This is a genomic window from Bradyrhizobium sp. USDA 4341, from assembly GCF_054063755.1.
The window spans coordinates 3,675,835-3,695,024 of record NZ_JBSSGO010000002.1; the positions used below are offsets into that span (position 1 = coordinate 3,675,835).

The 19,190-nt window shown below is 65.9% G+C and carries 16 protein-coding genes; 7 read left to right on the top strand and 9 right to left on the bottom strand.

What is annotated here, in order from left to right:
• Positions 1-440 precede the first annotated feature (440 nt).
• On the top strand, positions 441-3,275 hold the full coding sequence (locus ACVIGB_RS23385) for a CHAT domain-containing protein (protein ID WP_456720857.1): 2,835 nt from the start codon (positions 441-443) through the stop codon (positions 3,273-3,275).
• 120 nt (positions 3,276-3,395) lie between these two features.
• Complete coding sequence (locus ACVIGB_RS23390) at positions 3,396-3,632, top strand: hypothetical protein (protein ID WP_092124162.1); 237 nt, start codon at positions 3,396-3,398, stop codon at positions 3,630-3,632.
• A gap of 99 nt (positions 3,633-3,731) precedes the next feature.
• On the opposite strand, the gene rpoD is transcribed toward ACVIGB_RS23390, so the two are convergent.
• On the bottom strand, positions 3,732-5,864 hold the full coding sequence (gene rpoD, locus ACVIGB_RS23395; RefSeq protein ID WP_223977169.1) for an RNA polymerase sigma factor RpoD: 2,133 nt from the start codon (positions 5,862-5,864) through the stop codon (positions 3,732-3,734).
• Between the two features lie 253 nt (positions 5,865-6,117).
• Positions 6,118-8,130 (bottom strand): DNA primase, encoded by a 2,013-nt coding sequence (dnaG, locus tag ACVIGB_RS23400; RefSeq protein WP_456720856.1) that lies wholly within the window; start codon positions 8,128-8,130, stop codon positions 6,118-6,120.
• A gap of 210 nt (positions 8,131-8,340) precedes the next feature.
• Between dnaG and ACVIGB_RS23405 the strand changes: the two genes are divergently transcribed.
• Positions 8,341-8,895, top strand: coding sequence for a chlorite dismutase family protein (locus tag ACVIGB_RS23405; protein WP_456720855.1), 555 nt, complete (start codon positions 8,341-8,343; stop codon positions 8,893-8,895).
• Between the two features lie 122 nt (positions 8,896-9,017).
• Here ACVIGB_RS23405 and ACVIGB_RS23410 read toward each other — a convergent pair whose 3' ends face one another.
• The 3 genes from ACVIGB_RS23410 to ACVIGB_RS23420 all read right to left on the bottom strand — a co-directional run bounded on the left by ACVIGB_RS23410 (position 9,018) and on the right by ACVIGB_RS23420 (position 11,390).
• A complete protein-coding gene (locus ACVIGB_RS23410) occupies positions 9,018-9,416 on the bottom strand; it encodes a gamma-glutamylcyclotransferase family protein (protein WP_456725091.1) in 399 nt (132 codons plus the stop codon).
• Positions 9,417-9,672: 256 nt separating this feature from the next.
• Positions 9,673-10,485, bottom strand: a complete 813-nt coding sequence (locus ACVIGB_RS23415; RefSeq protein ID WP_456725090.1) for a transglutaminase-like domain-containing protein — start codon at positions 10,483-10,485, stop codon at positions 9,673-9,675.
• Between the two features lie 2 nt (positions 10,486-10,487).
• A complete protein-coding gene (locus tag ACVIGB_RS23420) occupies positions 10,488-11,390 on the bottom strand; it encodes a transglutaminase family protein (protein ID WP_456720854.1) in 903 nt (300 codons plus the stop codon).
• A gap of 102 nt (positions 11,391-11,492) precedes the next feature.
• Here ACVIGB_RS23420 and ACVIGB_RS23425 point away from each other — a divergent pair, with 102 nt between their 5' ends.
• The gene (locus tag ACVIGB_RS23425) at positions 11,493-12,290 is read left to right on the top strand and encodes an N-formylglutamate amidohydrolase (RefSeq protein WP_456720853.1); all 798 of its coding nucleotides are present in this window, start codon (positions 11,493-11,495) and stop codon (positions 12,288-12,290) included.
• A 438-nt stretch (positions 12,291-12,728) separates the two neighbouring features.
• Here the strand turns inward: ACVIGB_RS23425 and ACVIGB_RS23430 are convergent, their stop codons facing one another.
• From ACVIGB_RS23430 to ACVIGB_RS23445, 4 genes are all read right to left on the bottom strand, one after another.
• Positions 12,729-12,911: a hypothetical protein gene (locus ACVIGB_RS23430; protein ID WP_456720852.1), complete on the bottom strand. Its 183-nt coding sequence runs from the start codon at positions 12,909-12,911 to the stop codon at positions 12,729-12,731.
• A gap of 7 nt (positions 12,912-12,918) precedes the next feature.
• Entirely contained in the window at positions 12,919-14,082 is a 1,164-nt protein-coding gene (locus ACVIGB_RS23435; protein WP_456720851.1) for a PepSY-associated TM helix domain-containing protein, read from the bottom strand.
• A gap of 209 nt (positions 14,083-14,291) precedes the next feature.
• On the bottom strand, positions 14,292-14,468 hold the full coding sequence (locus ACVIGB_RS23440) for a hypothetical protein (RefSeq protein WP_456720850.1): 177 nt from the start codon (positions 14,466-14,468) through the stop codon (positions 14,292-14,294).
• A gap of 9 nt (positions 14,469-14,477) precedes the next feature.
• Positions 14,478-14,711 carry a DUF6894 family protein gene (locus ACVIGB_RS23445; protein WP_092126762.1) on the bottom strand — a complete coding sequence of 78 codons (234 nt, stop codon included), beginning with the start codon at positions 14,709-14,711 and terminating at the stop codon, positions 14,478-14,480.
• Between the two features lie 191 nt (positions 14,712-14,902).
• Between ACVIGB_RS23445 and ACVIGB_RS23450 the strand changes: the two genes are divergently transcribed.
• From ACVIGB_RS23450 to ACVIGB_RS23460, 3 genes are read left to right on the top strand one after another with little or no spacing between them, the layout of a single operon-like run.
• Positions 14,903-15,589, top strand: coding sequence for a TetR/AcrR family transcriptional regulator (locus tag ACVIGB_RS23450; RefSeq protein WP_456720849.1), 687 nt, complete (start codon positions 14,903-14,905; stop codon positions 15,587-15,589).
• A complete protein-coding gene (locus ACVIGB_RS23455) occupies positions 15,586-18,267 on the top strand; it encodes a molybdopterin-dependent oxidoreductase (RefSeq protein WP_456720848.1) in 2,682 nt (893 codons plus the stop codon). The genes ACVIGB_RS23450 and ACVIGB_RS23455 overlap by 4 nt, the downstream gene beginning before the upstream one ends.
• On the top strand, positions 18,264-19,187 hold the full coding sequence (locus tag ACVIGB_RS23460) for an FAD binding domain-containing protein (protein ID WP_456720847.1): 924 nt from the start codon (positions 18,264-18,266) through the stop codon (positions 19,185-19,187). Before ACVIGB_RS23455 ends, ACVIGB_RS23460 begins: the two co-directional genes overlap by 4 nt.
• Positions 19,188-19,190 lie beyond the last annotated feature (3 nt).

Here is a 19,190-nt window from a genome sequence, read left to right on the forward strand (position 1 = left end):
ATGGTCAGAAAAAGCCGCCGCTTTCGACCGGCGCGCGTTTCTATTCCGAAGCGAAAGGCGGTCGCCGGGAACGTGCGGCGACTTGCGTGCGGGCTGCCGCTCCTCAGGCCCGCCTGATGCGTGCGGCACAACCAGCCGGCATGCCGGCGGTAACATCATCCGACGGCTTGACCATGCCGGTGGCATGCAAGCGGCGGCGCACGGCATCCGACGGCGCCTGCGCTGGAGCAATTCGGGGCGCGATGCATGAACGCCGGAGGCATCGGCCGCGACCAAGAAGCACGAATTCGGCTCGCCGGTTCCGCGCCACGCGCAACCGGCCGCCGTGTCTTGTTCATGCAAAGGCGCGCCGCTAAAGCGTCGTGGGCCTGATGCGACGAAGGCGTCATCTGCGGGGAACACGATCCGATGACGGACTGCACGATGAGGATGCGCCAGCGATGACGATCACCGGGGGTCTCGCACGCGCGCGCAGGATAGCCGCATCGCTCAGTATCATCCTCGTGTTCGGCGCTGTTCTGAACCGACCGATCGATACCGCCGCGGCGCAGAACTCCCCCGCCAAGCGCACGCCGGCGCAAGGCGCCGGCGGCACACAGGCGATCACCGCACAGATGAAGAACGCCATCGCGCTGACGCGCGGCGGCAAGTTCGACGCGGGCTATGCACAGTTGCTTGCAGCACTGGATGCGGCAGACAAGCTCGACGACGCGCAATTCGTCATGGAGCAGTATTTCGACGCGACCGCCGCGCTGCGCGCGGTCAAGCGCGACGATCTGGCCGAAAAACTGTTCGTCCGCGCGTTCAAGGGCAAGGCGGCGGCGCAATCGCCGCCCGGCAATGCCGACGTGCTCCTGATGTACGCGATCCTCATATCCGACCACGCCAGGATCGCGGAAGCAGTCCCGCTCTACATGAAGGCGATCGCGGCCTTCAACGCCTATTGGGGCGAAGGCTCCGAGGAATCGCTAATCGCCAACGACAAGCTCGCGGTCGCGCTCTCGGCCAACGGCTCGGCGGCGTCGGCGACGAATTTGGGCCGGCACAATTTCGAGCGCTCGGAGAAGGCGCTGGGGCCCGATCATCGCACCACCGCGAAGCTCGCCAACAATTATGCCGACATGCTGCGCGAGATCGGCGCGCCGGCGAAGGCGCTCGAGCTCGATCTGTTCGCGATCGAGAAGCGGGTCAAGCGTTACGGCGAGAACCATCTCAACACGCTGGTGACGGTCAACAACGCCGGACAGGATTTCCTCAACCTCGGCCGCTTCGACGATGCCCGCCGCTATTTCCGCCGGCATCGCGCGATCGCGACCGTGCTTGCGCCGAAGGATCCGAGCTTCGCCGGCCAGGCCGATGCATGGCTGTTCTACACCGACATGCTCGCCACAGGCGACGCCGCGATGCCGCCGGCCGATCTGGAGCGGCTGGAGGCGATCGTCGCCAATGAGGCGAATTTCGCGGATTTCCTGCGCATCAAGGCAGCTGGGCTGGCGGCCGGCAAGCGCGAGCAGCGCGGCGAGCGAGATGCGGGCATGCGGCTGCGCGAGACGGCGCTTGCGATTTCGACCCGCGCCTTCACCGCGCAGCATCCGCTCAGCTTCGAAATCAAGCTCGGCATCGCGACAGCCTTGATCGCAACCGATCCGAACCGCGCCGCGCGAGCGTTCACCGCGCTCGACCGCGAGATGTTCGACTGGATGAAGCGCGAGGTCGGCACATCAGGCGATCGCGCCGTCGCCGAGGCGATCCGCGCCCATGCCGACCATCTGCTGTTCGCGTTCGGCCGCTTCGCCACCGGCGCCGGATCGTCGGCGGCACAGCCGGCCTTTGCCGCCGCGGTGCTGCGCTGGAAGACGCTCGGCGGCGGCGATGCCACGGCGCTGCGCCAGCTCGAGACGCAAATGGCGGGCAAGGACGAGGAGACCGCGGCGCTGCTGCGCGCGGCGCTGCGGCTCAACGGCGAGAAGCAGGAGCTGTTCTCGTCGGGCAATATCGACGACTGGGCGAGATCCGTGTGGCAGCGGCAGGACGCGGCCGAGAAGGCGCTGAACAAGCGGCTCGACGCGACCGGCGTGAAGCTGCCGCAGGACCCGATCCGTCCGTCACAGCTGCTCGCGCCGCAGGAAGCTGTCATCAACTACTTCATCACGCGGCAATGGAAGGCGGATCGCCAATCGAAGGAGCCGCTTTCCGCGACCGTGCTCTACGCCATCGTCGAGACCGCGCAGAGCGAGCCGCGCGTGGTCGATCTCGGCGATCCCGGCCGGATGGTCGACACCGGCGTGCGGACCGAGATCGCGCGGCTGCGCGCGACGCAGGCCGCCGCGCCGGATCGCGACGCCAAGGCAGCAGGCAACAAGGCGCCCGACGACAGGGCGCTCGACAGCAAAGGCCGCTTCCAGAACCTCCGCGCGCGGCTGTTCGTGCCGCTGGAGCCTGTCCTGAAGGACAAGACCACGCTCTATGTGGTGCCGGACGGATTCCTGTTTGCCGTGCCGTTCTCGCTGCTGCCCAGCGCCGACGGCGGCCTGCTGGAGGACCGCACCACGATCCGGATGCTGACCAGCCCCGACGCGCTGATCGCGATCCATGCGCGCGAGACGCTCGACCGGACGGGGGCGATGCTGCTCGCCGGCGGTATCGAATACGGCCAGCCGGGGCCGATGCCCCTGCCCGGCACGAAGACCGAAATCGAGGCGATCGCAAAACTCGCCCGCGCGCGCGGCGCGCCGGTCGAGATGCTGACCGGGCGCGGCGTCAGCGAAGCCGCGCTGCGCGAGGCGATCGGCAAGGCCCGCATCGCGCATCTGGCGACCCACGGCTTCTATCACGACAGCACGGCGTCCGGCCTCGACACGCTCTGGCAAAGCGGCATCGTGCTGTCCGGCGCCGGCGACAGCCGATGGCCGCTGCGCGACGAGAAGGACGGCTATCTCTATGCCTTCGAAGTGATGGACTGGGACCTGTCCGGCCTCGATCTGCTGGTGCTCTCGGCCTGCGAGACCGGCCGCGGCGACGAGAGTTTTGTGAGCGGCCTGCGCGGCCTGCCGACCGCGCTCGGCATCGCCGGCGCACGGCGTGCTCTGCTGACGCTGTGGCCGGTCGCCGACGAGGGCACCGCGAACTTCACCGTGCGCTTTTATGAGCACCTGGCGGAGGGCCTGACCTATTCGGATGCGCTGCGCCAGACCCGGCGCGATGCGCGCGACGGCAAGGTCGCCGGCGCCAGGGACGCGAGCGTGTGGGCGGCGTTCGTGCTGTTCGAGGGCTGAGGCGCAGGCCTCATATTTACGGCGCAAGAGCCCTACGCCGCCGAATCGCGCAGGGCAGATCGGCACGGGGGGCAGGTAATTTGCTTTGACAGCGGCGGCCTGATCGGGGACAAGCCGCCCATGCCGAAAAAACCCGGGACCAATCCCAAAGGCGAATTCGCCTTCTTCAACGTCTTCTATGAAGACGGCTCGCAGCGCTCCAACCGCCGCGTGCCCTCGGAGCTGCTGGGCGGGCTGGACGGCGACGAGCCGGCGCGCGCCTTCCTGCGTGAGCAGGACCGCGAGATCGCCGAAAAGGGCGGCCGCCCGCCGCTCGAGATCAAGACCATCGAGCGCGTCGGCGCGAAGAAGAAGTAGCGGCGCGGACAGGTTGCCTCATCAGAACGAAAAACGGCGGGCCCAGGCCCGCCGTTTTTGTTTCGATGGATTGCCGGGTCAAGCCCTGCAATGACGGCATTAGTTGTCGAGGAACGACCGCAGCTTCCGCGACCGCGACGGGTGCTTCAGCTTGCGCAGCGCCTTGGCTTCGATCTGGCGGATGCGCTCTCTCGTCACCGAGAACTGCTGGCCGACTTCTTCCAGCGTGTGGTCGGTGTTCATGCCGATGCCGAAGCGCATGCGCAGCACGCGCTCCTCGCGCGGGGTGAGCGAGGCCAGCACGCGCGTCGTGGTTTCGCGCAAATTGGACTGGATCGCCGCATCGATCGGCAGGATCGCGTTCTTATCCTCGATGAAATCGCCGAGATGCGAATCCTCTTCGTCACCGACCGGGGTTTCGAGCGACAGCGGCTCCTTGGCGATCTTGAGGACCTTGCGGACCTTCTCCAGGGGCATGCCGAGCTTCTCGGCGAGCTCTTCCGGGGTCGGCTCGCGGCCGATCTCATTCAGCATCTGGCGCGAGGTGCGGACGATCTTGTTGATCGTCTCGATCATGTGCACCGGGATGCGGATGGTGCGGGCCTGGTCGGCAATCGAACGGGTGATCGCCTGCCGGATCCACCAGGTGGCATAGGTCGAGAACTTGTAGCCGCGGCGATACTCGAACTTATCGACCGCCTTCATCAGGCCGATATTGCCTTCCTGGATCAGGTCGAGGAATTGCAGGCCGCGGTTGGTGTACTTCTTGGCGATCGAGATCACGAGACGGAGGTTGGCTTCCACCATCTCCTTCTTGGCCTGACGGGCCTCGCGCTCGCCCTTCTGCACACCGTGCACGATCTTGCGGAATTCGCCGATCTCGAGCCCGGTGAGCGCCGCCAGCGACTGGATCTCGTGGCGCAGGTCCTTGATGCGGTCCTTCTCGTGATGGACGAAGTTCTTCCAGCCCTTGGCCGACAGCTTGGAGACGCGGTTGAGCCAGCGCGGATCGAGCTCCGAGCCCTGGTAGTTGCGCAGGAAATCCTCGCGCGCGACGCCGTGGCTGTCGCCGAGGCGCAGCAGGCGGCCTTCGAACGAGACCAGCTTCTTGTTGATGTCGTAGAGCTGCTCGACCAGTGAATCGATGCGGGCCTGGTTGAGGCGCAGCGACTTCACCTCGACGATGATCTCGTCCTTCAGCTTCTTGTACTTGCGCTCCTGCGAGGGCGACAGCGACTCGCTCTGCAGCTGGTTGGCGATGTCCTGCTCCTGCAGGCGGCGCAGCTTCTTGTACTCGGATGCGATCTTGTCGAAGGTCTCGACCACCTTCGGCTTCAGCTCGGCCTCGATGGCGGCGAGCGACATCTGGTTCTCGAACTCGTCGTCGTCCATGTCGGACTCGGCGGCGGCTTCGGCCGGATCCTTCTCCTCAACGCCGGCTTCGCCACCGGCGGGCGCGGCGCGGAACGGGGTCGGCGACGGCGGCGCTGCGGGCGGCGCAACATGGGCCGGCGCGCCGGCCTGCACGTCGCCACCATTGCCTTCAGCGGCGGCGCCCTCGGCGCCGTTGTTGCCAATCAGGTTCGGGTTGATGCCGCCCTTCGACTCAGGGCCCGCATAGGTGGCTTCGAGATCGATGATGTCGCGAAGGAAGATCTTTCCTTCGTTGAGCTCGTCGCGCCAGATGATGATGGCCTGGAAGGTCAGCGGGCTTTCGCAGAGGCCCGCGATCATCGCCTCGCGGCCGGCCTCGATGCGCTTGGCGATCGCGATTTCGCCCTCGCGGGAGAGCAATTCCACCGTGCCCATCTCGCGCAGATACATGCGCACCGGATCGTCGGTGCGCTCGCCGGGCTCCGACTTCTTGACCTCGGTGACGGCCTTCTGCGTGACCTCAACGAGCTCGTTGTCGGTCTCGTCGTCGCCGTCGTCCTTCTCGTCCTCGCCTTCAGAGTCATCGGCTTCGGTGACGTTGATGCCCATGTCTGACAGCATCGACATGATGTCTTCGATCTGTTCGGGCGAGGTCGTGTCGGAGGGCAGCACTTCGTTGAGCTGATCGAAGGTCACGAAGCCGCGCTTCTTGGCCTGCTTGATCATCTTCTTCACCGCGGCATCCGACAGGTCGAGCAACGGCGACGGCGCGTCAGCGGCATCCTTCTCAGGAGCATCCGCTGCCTTGTCGTCTTTTTCCTTGTCCTTAACCTGCAGCGTCTTTGCCTTGGTGGCCATTCACTAAGCTCCCGAAACGCGGTCATGCGAAATGGCGCCACGCACGCGCATCCGCACGAAATCTAGATTTACTCTCTCGACGCACAAAGGGCGGCGCATAATCTCGCCACCCCTCTGATCCGTCTCGACGGTTTCCATCTTGAAATAGCCGCGAGGCTATTAAGTTTCGCTTAACCCTGTTTTTGCAGCCAAACCATGGATTTGGCGAGTCTTTTTGCGGGTTCGGCCAGCGCCGTCCGCAGCATTTTTGTTATCAGACATTACGCTGGAACCGGCCCGATAATTCGCCGAACCCTTCAATCAGGGCTTCGGTCCCATCGCCTTCTGCCATCCGGGCCTGGATATCCTGCAACCATGCCAGATTGGCCTCGCTGGAGTCTTCAGCCAAAGCCGCTTCCGCATCTTTTCTTTCCCTAAGTAAGGCGTGGGTTTTCTGATGCAAGGCAACGAGTTGACGCCAGGTCGATAAAACATCCTCGCGCGCGGCGCCGATCTGCGCCGCCCACACCGCCTGGGTTGTGATGGCCCGCTCAACCCTTTGAAGAATATGCGATAATCCGCCCGCCTCAAGGTCGGAGCGCATCTTCTCGGCCTGCTCCTCGACGTCCGGGGAATGGTGATGGTCGTGGGCAAAGGCGGCAATGATGGCGGCCCGCAGCTTGTGGGCCTCGGGATGGGCGAGCTCCAGGGCCGCCACCTCCTCGAGATGGTCGTGCAGCAGCCACGGGTGATTGATCAGGGATTGCAGGATCAGCGCCTCGCGGCTCGAGATCGCGCTGCGCTGGCCGCGCATGATCGGGCTGTTGGCCAGTTGCTGGCTCGCGGCCTGATAGGGGCCCCGTGAAAACCCGGGGGTGCCGCCGCCCTTGGCGCCGAACCGGCCGCCCTGACCCGGGCCGCGGGGGGCAAACTGGCGGGGTGATTCGCCGCCGCGGCCACCGCCGAAATTGCCCCTGTTGCCGTAGCCGCCGCGGCCGTAACCGCCGCGTCCCCCTTCCGGGGCAAAGTTGCGTTGCAGCCGCTCCTGCAAATCCTGCCGGTAATAGCGGCGCACCACCTCGTCGCGGATGCCATTGGTGAGCTCGCCGATCCGTGCCTCCAGTGCTGCGCGGCGCTCGGGGGTGTCGAAATTGCCGCCCTCGATCTCGCGCGACCAGATCATTTCGGCGAGCGGCCTCGCGGCGCCGATCACATCCTCGATCGCGCCGCGGCCGCCGGAGCGCGCGAGATCGTCGGGGTCCTGCCCTTCCGGCAGCAGCGCAATACGCAGGCTCTTTCCCGGCCTGAGCTGGGGCAAGGCAAGGTCGGCGGCGCGATAGGCAGCCTTCTGCCCGGCGCGGTCGCCATCGAAGCAGAGGATCGGCTCGTCCACCATCTTCCAGAGCATCGCCAGCTGGTTCTCCGTCAGCGCGGTGCCGAGCGGCGCGACGGCGCCGGGAAAGCCCGAGGTGACCATCGCGATGACGTCGACATAGCCCTCGACGACGATCAGCTGCGCGCCGTCATGCGCGGCCTGGCGCGCGGTGAACAGGTTGTAGAGATTGTCGCCCTTGTGAAACAGCGGGGTTTCCGGCGAGTTCAGGTACTTTGCCGGAACGTCCTTCTCCAGCGCGCGGCCGCCGAACGCGATGACGCGGCCGCGGGCATCCGTGATCGGGAACATGACGCGGTCGCGGAAGCGATCGAAGGGCACCGGCTTGTCCTCGCCGGACACCAGCAGCCCCGCCTCCACCATGTCCTCGGTGGAGATGCCCTGCGCACCGAGATGCTCCTTCAGGGCAAAGCGATCCGGCGGCGCATAGCCCATTCGGAACTGGAGCTGGGTCGCCGGCGAGATGCTGCGGTCGGCGAGATAGCCGCGCGCCTTGGCGCCGTTGCGCGAGGCCAGCGTGTCGGCGAAGAACTTTGTCGCCAGTTCCATCACGTCGTGCAGGGTGCGGCGGTGCTGCTCGTGCCGCGCCGCATCGGGCGCTACGGCCGGCAGCGGGACACCCGCCATCGCGGCGAGACGTTCCACCGCCTCGGGGAAAGTCACGCCCTCGGTCTTCATCAGGAAGTCGAAGATGTTGCCGTTCAGCCCGGACGAGAAGTCGAACCAGGCCTGCTTCTGGTCGTTGACGAAGAACGAGGGCGTCTTCTCCTGCTGGAACGGCGACAGCCCCTTCCACTCCCGCCCGGCCTTCTTGAGCTTGACGCGCCTGCCCACGACTTCCGAGACCGGAAGCCGGGCGCGCAGCTCATCGAGGAATTCGGGCGTGAAACGCATCAGGGTGATTCTGGCCTCGGGCGACGAATCGCGGACAACCGGTTAGCCATATAGCGGCACGACCGGGCATGCCGAACTATGTGGGGCTTTTCCGGGCTATTCACAGGCCCGGTCCGTCACGGCTCCGTCGAGCGGGCTACCCCCGAATCCACGGTGGAGAGCCTGCACGGCAAGCTTGCCCCCTCCCCGCTTCCGGGATTGGATAGCCCCATGTTCACGACATTCAGGGGCGGACAGAGCGGCGGCTGGCAGGTCACCTCCATCACGCGGGTGAAGGGCGAGACGCTGCCGAAGGTCGCGGCGCTGTCGATCGTTGCGAGCGAGTCGATCGCGCTGCCGCTGTTGCCGGCGCAGACCTCCTGGCGGCTCGCCGGCGTTGCCAGCTATCTGCGCTACACCGAGAAGGAAGAGCGCGAGAAACTCGCCGCCGTGCAGGCCGGGCTCGGCCGCAGCGAGGCAACGCACGCGGCGCTGATCCCGATCAGGAAATCCGCGGCGTGGTGGGAGCTGACGCAGCAGGAGCGCCGCGAGATCTTCGAGGACAAGTCGCACCACATCGCCGGCACCTTGAAATTCCTCCCCGCCATCGCCCGCCAACTGTTTCACGCCCGCGACCTCGGCATGCCCTTCGACTTCCTGACCTGGTTCGAATTCGCCCCCGAGCATGTCGCCCTGTTCGACGAACTGGTCGGCATGCTGCGCGCGACCGAGGAGTGGAGCTATGTCGAGCGCGAGGTCGACATCCGCGTCGAGCGGGAAGTGTGACTTCCCCCTTCGGTCATGGCCGGGCTTGACCCGGCAATCCATCAAAGAAGGACACTTGCGAAGTGAGATGGACGCCCGGGTCAAGCCCGGGCATGACGACGTACGCGGATTGCGCCTGAGCGCTAATGCTCCAGAAACTTTCCTGACGCGATCTGCGGCAGCTCGGTGACCGGCCAATTGTAGAGATAGGTCCACGCCTCGCTCACGCTGCCGTCGGCGAGCGTGACAGCAAGCATCTCGCGGACATATTCGGTCGGCGGCGGAAAGCCCTCGCCGCAGGCTTCGTACATGTCGAATTCGCGCAGCATGGCTTCGCGCTCGCGCAGGCGGAACAATTCGCCGTGCACGATGTCGGCGGGATCGTCCGATACGACGAGGCCCGGATAATGCTTCACGAGGTAGAGCCGGCCCCGGCACTGCGCCGGTCCGAGGAACTCGGCATTGCCTGCGAGCAGCTTGGCCATCGGATGGTCGAAGCCGCGCATCAGCGTGCCGTAGACGAAGAGAAGGTCGGAGATCATGAGCTCACTAGTCATTCCGGCAGAATGGGGCAGTATAACTCACAAGCTGCGCCTCACACTCGCTGTCGTCCCTGCCTAGTGCGCAATTGCGCACGGGAGCAGGGACCCATAACCACAAATCCAAATCGTTGCGCGACGCCGGAACGACGGGTCCTGTCAACAACAGGAGCCGCGGCGTATGGGTCCCTGCTTTCGCAGGGACGACGACGGGAAGCGCAAAGCTGCGAGCCCTGAATGACGGAATGGCTGGGAAGAATCAAGCCGTCGCCACCTCATCGGTCACCACGATGAACTTCGTCAGCGTCATGCGGCCGAAGCTCGTGGTGAGCGCGACGTCGGCAGCGTCGCGGCCGGTCGCCATCAGGATGCGGCCGATCCGTGGCGTGTTGTGGCGGGCATCGAACGTGTACCACTGGCCCGACAGATAGACTTCGAACCAGCCGGAAAAATCCATCGGCGCGGGATCAGGCGGCACGCCGATGTCGCCGAGATAACCGGTGCAGTAGCGCGCCGGAATGCCCATGCAGCGGCAGAAGGTGAGCGCCAGATGTGCGAAGTCGCGGCAGACGCCGGCGCGGCTTTCATAGACGTCATGCGCCGACTTCATGTGATGGGCGTGCTCGTAGCCGAACGTCACGTGGTGGTGCACGAAATCGGTGATCGCCTGCACCCGCGCCCACCCCTGCGGCGTGTTGCCGAACAGCGACCAGGCGATGTCGGTCAGCTTGTCGGTCTCGCAATAGCGGCTCGGCATCAGATAGAGCAGCATGTCATCAGGCAATTGCTCGATCGGAACCTGCTGCGCCGCCGGATTGACGACATCGGGCAACCCGGAATCCCGCACCAGCGCGCTGCCGCGGAAGGTGACACCACCGGCAGGCGCCACCAGACGCCCGCAGACATTGCCAAAGCCGTCGCGATAAAGCCCGATCGGGACATCCGGCTCGGCCGCAATGCTCTCGGTGCCGACGATATCGGCGTAGCGTGACGGATGGATCGACAGCATGATCACCATCGGGGTCGGCTGCGGAGCCGTGTAGGTGATTTCGAAGCCGACCTTGATCTGCATCGTCAAGCCGTCTCCCGCTCCGCCGCATTCTCGCCGACCGACACGACCTTGATGTCGATATCCATGTCCAGAAAGGCATCGGTCGGGCCGAGATAGACGCCGTGCAGCGGGATCGCCTGGCGCGGATCGCGCGCGACAGCGACGCGGATCAGATCGCGCGTGCCGACGATGCCGTTGGTCGGATCGAACTCGATCCAGCCGGCGCTCGGCAGATAGACCTGCACCCAGGCGTGGGTCGAACCGCCGCCGACATAGCCATGCGCGCTGTCGGTCGGCATCGCGAGATAGCCGGAGACGAAGCGAGCGGCGATGCCAAGCCGGCGCAGCGCCTCGATCATGAACAGCGCATAGTCACGGCAGGTGCCGGACTGCGTCCGCAGCGTATCGAGCGGATGCTGGGTGCCATGCTCAAAGCGCTTGCGATAGCTGAACGCCTCACGAATGCCATGCGTCATGTCGCTCAGGATCTCGAACGTCAAGGTCGGCGCCTCGACATCGAGGAAGCGCCGCGCCCAGGCCGACAGCTCGCCGTTCGGGTCGCCATATTGCGGCGTGATGAACTGCTGCAGGTCGGGGAATTCCTCATCATCGTAGAGGAACGGATAGAAGTAGGCGGCGTCGTCCGGCGTCAGCGCGAACGTATCGGCCGGATTGTGATCCACCGTCGCGGTCGAGACAAACGACAGCGTGTCGGCGCGCTCGTCGAAGGTGGCGATCGCGACGCTGTTGCCGAACACGTCGTGGATCCAGCGCAGCGACATCGGCTGCGGGTCGATCGCAAGTGCGCTGTCGAGCACGCGCAGATCATGGCCGTCGCGGGGGCGCAGCATGATGCGGTGTTCGCCGAACGCCACCGGGCGCGCATAGCGATAAACGGTCTTGTGATGGATAGTCAGGAGCGGCATCTTCAAACAATCATCGTGATTTGAGCCGCTAAATCTATAGAGAATGCTGCTCGATTCCAAACCAGCATGCCCCTTGAATAGGCAAAGTTGAGGAAAAAGCCCGTGAATCACGCCGGTGGCCCGTTCTTTCTGCTGACAAACACCGATGTTTCACCGGTTCTTGAACATAATCCTGGCGGCCGCTCGCCGTTCCTTCTGACTTGCGATCATTATGGCAGGCTGATTCCCTCCCCGCTCGGCGACCTCGGCCTGCCCGAAAGCGAGCTCGTCCGGCACATCGCCTGGGACATCGGCATCGCCGGCGTCGCAACCCAGCTCTCCGACCTGCTCGGCGCGCACCTGATCGCGCAGCGCTACTCGCGGCTCGTGATCGACTGCAATCGTCCGCCGCATGTCGCAAGCGCTGTCCCGCTGATCAGCGAAGCCACCACCGTTCCCGGCAATGAAGGCTTGTCGCGCGAAGCCGCCGAGATGCGCCGCGCGCAGATCTTCGAGCCCTACCACAAGCGCATCGACGAGATCATCGACGAACGTACGCGTCAGGGCATTCCGACGGTGCTGGTGTCGCTGCACAGCTTCACGCCGGTCTACGCCGGCATCGCGCGTCCCTGGCACATCGGCACGCTCTATCACCGCGACAAGGCGCTGCCGCGGCTGCTGCTGAAGCATCTGCGCAGCGAGGGCGATCTCGTGGTCGGCGACAACGAGCCCTATGCAGTCAGCGACGAGACCGACTACACGATCCCCGTGCATGGCGAAAAGCGCGGCCTGATGAATTCCGGCATCGAGATCCGCCAGGACCTGATCTCCGACCAGGCCGGCGAGACCGCATGGGCCGAGCGGCTGGCGCGCATCCTCGCCGAGATCGAGACGACGCTGCGCGCGGAAGCGCTGATCTAGCCATACGACGGACTCCGTTTCACCTCGCCCCGCGTGCGGGGAGAGGTCGGAACGCATCGTCAGATGCGTTCCGGGTGAGGGGGAGCCTCCGCAAACGCAGCCATCACTGTATGCGCAGAGAGAGCCCCTCACCCCAACCCTCTCCCCGTAAGAACGGGGCGAGGGAGCGCAGCAGCGCCGCGGTTGCTGCTCAACCCAATCTCATCATGCTCTAGCCTGGTATCTTCGGCCGCCGGGGACGAGCCGCCGCTTTCTCGGCGAACGATTGACTGACATCGCCTTGCGCTTTCGGACCGGCACGCGCGCGACTCTGGATTTGCGAACGGCCTCGATCGCCGCCGCCGAGCCGACGCAGCCGTGGCAGATGATCTGCGGTGTTCGCACCGGGCGCGATGCCGCACGCGAGGCACCTGCGTGGCGACGATCAAGCCAGCCCGATCAATTCGGCCGGCGCCGCCAGATGAACAACAGATAGAGCAGCACGGGCAGGCCGAGCGCCGCCCAGGAGACGGCATCCCACCAGCCGTCGCCGACCAGCGCGCTGATCAATCCCACCGTGCTGACGATCGCGATGACGAGCGGAGCGGCGAAGATCTGGCTCAATGAACGATGTGCGACCATGCTGATGTCACGAGGTGAGCGCGGGGTTGTCGATGGAGGCGGCGTTGGCGATGGCGCGTTCCTGGCTGACGCCCGCCTTGCGCCGGCGCAGCCACAAATACACGCCGGTGACGAGGATGAAGATGGTGAGGATGTCGAGCAGCGCCCAGACGATCTTGAGCGGCATGCCGCCGTAATCGCCGAAATGCAGCGGCTGTGAGACGTAAAGCGTCGACACATACCAGGGCATGTCGCGGCTGTCGGTCAGTGTCCCGGTTTCCGCATCGATCAGCGCGGGCTTCAGCAGCCGCGAGGTCAGCGGCGTATCGCCGTGCAGGAACACCGCGTAGTGGCTCTTGCTGCTGAACAGGGTCCCCGGGAATGCGACGAAGCTCGGCGTCATTCCAGGCACTGCATGCCTGGCGACCCCAACGGCCCCGTTCAGCGAGGTCAGCTTCGACGGCACCGGCCGGTCCTTATACTGCGCGGTCATTTCGGCGAGTTGGCCGAATTGCCACATCTTGAGCACGAGGTCGGCCCAGGTGTTGATGACGCCGGTGAAGCCAACCACCAGCGTCCAGGCCACCAACAGGATGCCGGCGAGATTGTGGACGTCGAGCCAGCGCACGACGCGCCTCCGCTGCGCGCGGTAGGCGCCGAAGCGCAGCTTTCGCATCGACGGCGCGTAGACGACGATGCCGGAAACGATCGCGACGCAGAACAGGATCCCCATCAATCCAAGGAACAGCTTTCCGGGCAGACCCGCGAACATGTCGGTGTGCAGCTTCAGCATGATGTAGGTGAAGCGGCCGGTCACATCAGGGGAATCGAGATAGGCGCCGGTATGCGTATCCATCCGGACCAGCAGGTTGTTGGTGGGATCGGCGTCGATCGTCGGGCCAACGCTGACCCACATCGCGCCGGGTTCGTCGCGATCCCAGATCAGGAAGTGAGGCACCTTGCCCGGCGCCCGCGCGAGCGCATTGGCGAGCAGATGATCCAGATCGGCCGGCGGTGTGCCTGCCGGCGCCTCGGCCGGCTTGACCTGGCTGTGCAGGAGATCGTCGATCTCGTCGTGGAAGATCAGCGGCAGGCCGGTGATGCAGAGCAGCAGCATGAACAAGGTGCAGATCAGGCTGGTCCATTTGTGGACGGCGCCCCATCGCCGCAGGGATTTGGTCGTCGCAGTCACCTTCGCTACCTAATTCCAGGAGTCTCCATTCTTGTCGTCACTAACACGATGACGGATGCGCGCAGTCGCGCGGCGATTAGAACCCGTCCAGTGTTGGACTTATCGTCGGTCGTGTTGCGATCTCGCAACGAGAACGTCCGCGAACTGCGACGATGCGTCTCGGCCTTCAGCGCGATTTCCTGGGATCGTTCTAAAATGGATCGCCGCGTTCAACCGGCCGACGCGGCGTGGACGGGATGCTTCGCGCGCCATTTGGGGCCCGGCCCGCGCATGTAGTGCAGCTCGGGCCGGTAGGGATCGCGCATTCGCTCGATCAAATTCTGCCAGCCGGTCGTGATCGCGTTCAGGCCGCGGCGCAGAGGTAGCAATGACTGCAGCGACAGCATGGCTTCCTCTCAGTGCGGTTTGCCGAGAACGGATGCGAAGGACAGGATGACGATCTCCTCGCCGGCCTCGTCGCTGACATGCACCGCCCAATCACGCCAATCTTCCAGGCTGGCGGTTGCGACCAGCGATCGCATCATGCAGGTCGCCGCCTCGCAGGCCTCGGCGAGGCTGGTCACCGAGGTGCCGCGGCGATCCATCAACACGCCCCGCGTATTCGAGCAGTGGAAATAGACCTGCGTCATGTCCTGGGCCATGTCCGTATCCTCGCAAGCTCCGGGCGATCGGGCTCGCCCTTGCATGACGAAGCTTTACGCGGGCAGCGCGCGCCGATCCGTGATACGGCTCACACAGGTGCGGGACGGCCGCCACGTCGCGGCACTGCCCTCACCAAATCGCGATTTGACAGTTCTCCCATATTTGTCAAAATCGTCAAATGGGACCGAAAACCCGCATTCTCGACGCCACCATGCTGGTTTTCCGCCGGCACGGCTTTCGCCGCTCCTCGATCGAGCAGGTCGCCGAAGCGGCCGGCCTGACGCGGCAGGCGCTCTATCATCACTTCGAATCCAAGGAAGCGCTGTTCCGCGCCGTGATCGAGCGCGTGCATGAGTCCGCGATCGCCGCCGAGGAAACGGCCATTACCGAAGCAGAGACGGCGGGCGGCAGTCTCGGCGACATCCTTGCCGCGGGCATGACCGCGCGGATGTCGACCATGATCGCGTCGCTGGACGGCTCGCCGCATCTCGAGGAATTGTATTCCGAACACCTCGTGCACGCGCGCGATCTCTACCAGACCTACGCCGCACGCTACGCGGAACGCATGGTGGCCACCATCTCGCGGACCGTTCGCAAGCATCGGCTTGCGCTGCCGCAGGAGCTCTCGCCGGCCGAATTCGCGCGGCTGGTCGAAATGTCGGTGTACGCATCGAAGTCGCAGTATCCGGCGATGCAGCCGGCGGATGCGTTCCTGAAGGACATGGCGATCATGGTGCGAACGCTCTGCGCGGGCGCGGTGCCGAAATCCTTGCCAAGATCCTTGCCGAAATCCGGGAAGCCGCCCGTCAAGAAGGCGGCAATCAAGGACAAGCCGACACGCCGCAAGACAGGAGGACATCCATGAGCACGACGACCATCAATGGCCGCGTTGAATCGCTGCCCGATGATCCCGATGCGCTCTTGATCGACATCGTGCGCGACCAGCTCAAGCTCACCGGCACCAAGCTTGTGTGCGGCGCCGGTGTCTGTGGCGCCTGCACGGTGCTGGTCGATGGCGCGCCGGTCGCAAGCTGCCTGATGCCGGCGCACGCCGCGGCCGGCAAAGCGGTGACGACGGTGGAAGCCATCGGCGCAGCCGGGCTGCATCCGGTGCAGAAGGCATTCATGGCGCATGACGCCCTGCAATGCGGCTTCTGCACGCCGGGCTTCATCGTGGAGGCGACCGCGTTCTGCGACCGCTGGCGCGCGACCAGGGGGACGGCAGTGCCGCCGCGCGAGGAGATCGGCGCGGCGCTGTCGGGCCATCTCTGCCGCTGCGGCGCCTATGACGGGATCTTCCGTGCGGTGGCGGATGCCTGCGCCGGCCGCTTCGACGGCGACAATGTCACAGCGCCGCGCGTCGAGGCGCGCGACAAGGTGACGGGCGCGGCGAAATACACCGTCGACATCAACCATGACGGCCAGCTCGAAGGCCTGATCCTGCGCTCGCGCGAGGCGCATGCCCGCATCACCGCGCTTGAACTGGCACCGGCGCGCGCGCTCGCCGGTGTCGCCGCGGTGTCGCTGCTCGGCGACGACCGCATCGTGCGCTATGTCGGCGAGCCGATCGCGGCGGTCGCCGCAAAGGACCGCAAGACAGCGCTGGCCGCGCTGGCTGCGATCAAGCTGACCAGCGAACGGCTGCCCGCTGTGGTCGGCCTCGACGCCGGACGCAAGGACGGCGCGCCTGTGGTGTTCGACAGAGCGAACCGCAAGCGGGCCGGCAATGTCTCGGAGGCCGCCGGCGGGCCGGCGCCATGGAAGCAGAACATCCGCGGGCCGACCGCGGTGTTCTCGACGCGCGCCAAGAAAGCCCGCAACTGGGTCGATGAGGCGCGCCAGGCCAACAACCGCCTGCTCGTCGAAGCAACCTTCCGCACCGCCACGCAACAGCACGCGTGCCTGGAGCCGCATGCCGCGGTGGCGCGCTTCGACGGCGACCGGCTGACCTTGCACGCCTCGACCCAGCAGGTGTTTCACCTGAAGGAGCAGATCGCAAAACGCTACAAGCTCGATCACGACAAGGTCCGCGTGATCGCCGATCACGTCGGCGGCGGCTTCGGATCGAAGGCGAGCCTCGGCGTGGAGGCGATTGCCGCCATCGAGCTCGCGCGCGAGGCGAAGGCGCCGGTGCGGGTCGCCTACGATCGGCAGGAGGAGCTCTCCGTTGCCGGCTATCGTCCGGCCGCGGAGCTGAAGGTCGCGCTGCTGCCCTCCGACCAGGGCGGCCTGAAGGCACTCTCCGTCACCGCGCATGCCGATACGGGCGCCGCGACCAATTCGACGATCGCGGGCCTGGCGCGGCTGATCTATCCGGCCGAGGCGAAGGACCTTTCGGATTTCGACGTCATCAGCAATTTGCCGCCCGGCGCGGCCTTCCGCGGCCCCGGCGGTCCGCCGATGGCATTCGCGGTGGAGCAGGCGATCGACGAGGCCGCGCTGCGGCTCGACGTCGACCCGATCGCCCTGCGCAAGCGCTGGGATCCCGATCCCAACCGCCAGCGGCTCTACGACTGGGCATCCGGGCTCGAGCTCTGGCGCAACCGGAAGCCGGCGCAGAACGGGCGCTATCGCCGCGGCATCGGGATGGCGACCGGCTACTGGCTCTATCTCTGGCAGCCCAACGTGAAGGTCGAGGTCGCGGTCAAGGCCGGCCGCATCGTCGCCAGCACCGCGACGCAGGATATCGGCACCGGCACCCGCAGCGTGCTTGCCGACACGATCGCGCGCGAGTTCGATCTCGAACCGGCCGACATCGACGTGCGGATCGGCGATTCGTCGCTGCCCGAAGGGCCGGGCTCCGGCGGCAGCCGCGTCACCGCCTCGGTGATGCCGCCGACGCTGCAGGCGGTGCGGAAACTGAAGGCCGCGATCCTCGAACAGGCGACACGAAAGCCCGTTCCCGGCTCGAACGCGCCCTGGCGCGAGCTGATCGCGCGCTCGCCCGACATCGCGGTGACGGAGACGCGCGGCGAGGACGGCAAGAACACCGCGCCCGGCATCCGCTCGCCGCTGCGCGAAGTCGGCCTGATGGGCATGGTGTTCGGCTGGATGATGCGCCGCTTCTCGAACATCGCGGTCGGCGCCGGCGTGCCGAGTTCAGTGCAGGTGATCGAGGTGGAGGTCGACACCTGGCTCGGCCATGTCCGCGTGCTCAACGTGCACACCGGCATCGCGGTCGGAAAGATCGCAGCGCCCGCGCTGGCGCGCAGCCAGGCTTGCGGCGCGGTGATCCAGGGCCTCGGCTACGCGCTCTACGAAGCGCGCGAGCTTGATCCGACCAGCGGCGACGTCCTGACCGCGGGAATGGAGGATTATCGCATCCCCGGTATCGCCGACACGCCCGAGATCGACGTCCATTTCGACGAAGCCGGCTTCGACCATGTGCTCGGCAACAGCGTCGGCATCGGTGAGGCGTCGACGGTGCCGACCTCGGCCGCGGTCGCGAACGCGATCTACAACGCGATCGGCGTCCGCCTCACCGAGATTCCGATCCGGCCCGACCGCATCGTCGCCGCGCTGAAAGGGAGGGATGCCGCATGAGCGTCGCAATTGCAGAGGCACTGTCCGCACCCGAATTCCGCGCCGCCGGCACCGATCTGTCGGAACGCCGCCGCAGCGGCCTGTCGTGCGGATCGATCATCGATCTCATCGCCAGCCCCGACACGATCGGGGTCGCGTGGGGTGCGGACGGCTCGGCGCGCATCGGCGCCCTCACCGCAATCGCTGCGATCGCATCCGACGGGCGGCTCGCGCAGGCCTATCCCGGCATCGCTGCGGCCGCGCAGGGCCTCGCCACGCCGCAGATCCGGCACATGGCGACGCTCGGCGGCAACCTCGCGCAGCGCTCGCGCTGCTGGTATTTCCGCAATCCGCAGATCGCCTGTCTCAAGAAGGGCGGCTCCGACTGTCCGGCACGATCGGGCAACCATCTCTATCACGTCGCGTTCGATCTCGGCCCTTGCGTGGCGCCGCATCCATCGACCATGGCGATGGCGCTGCTGGCCTACGATGCAAAGATCGTCACTGACCGGCGCAGCGGATTATCGATCACCGACATGCTCGGCGACGGCAGCAATGGCACTGTCGACAATCTGCTTGCATCGGGCGAACGGATCGAGCGGATCGAGCTCCCTGTCCCGCTGGCCGGCGAGCGCGCGCTCTACAAGCGCGCGATCAGCCGCTCATATGCGGAATGGCCGCTGGTCGAGATCTGCGTGCGGGCGGTGTTATCCGGCGGCACGTTCCAGCAGATCCACATCACGGCCGGCGGCATCGCCCCGGTCCCGCTGCGGCTCACGGCATGCGCTGCCGCGCTGCAGGGACAACCGGCCAATGCGTCAACCATCGCGCAAGCCGCCGAGCTGGCAACATCGGGGGCCAGGCCGCTGACGATGACCGGATACAAGCTCGACCTGCTGACGGGCCTCGTCCGCGACGTGGTCGAGCGGGTTGTGGCGTAGCGC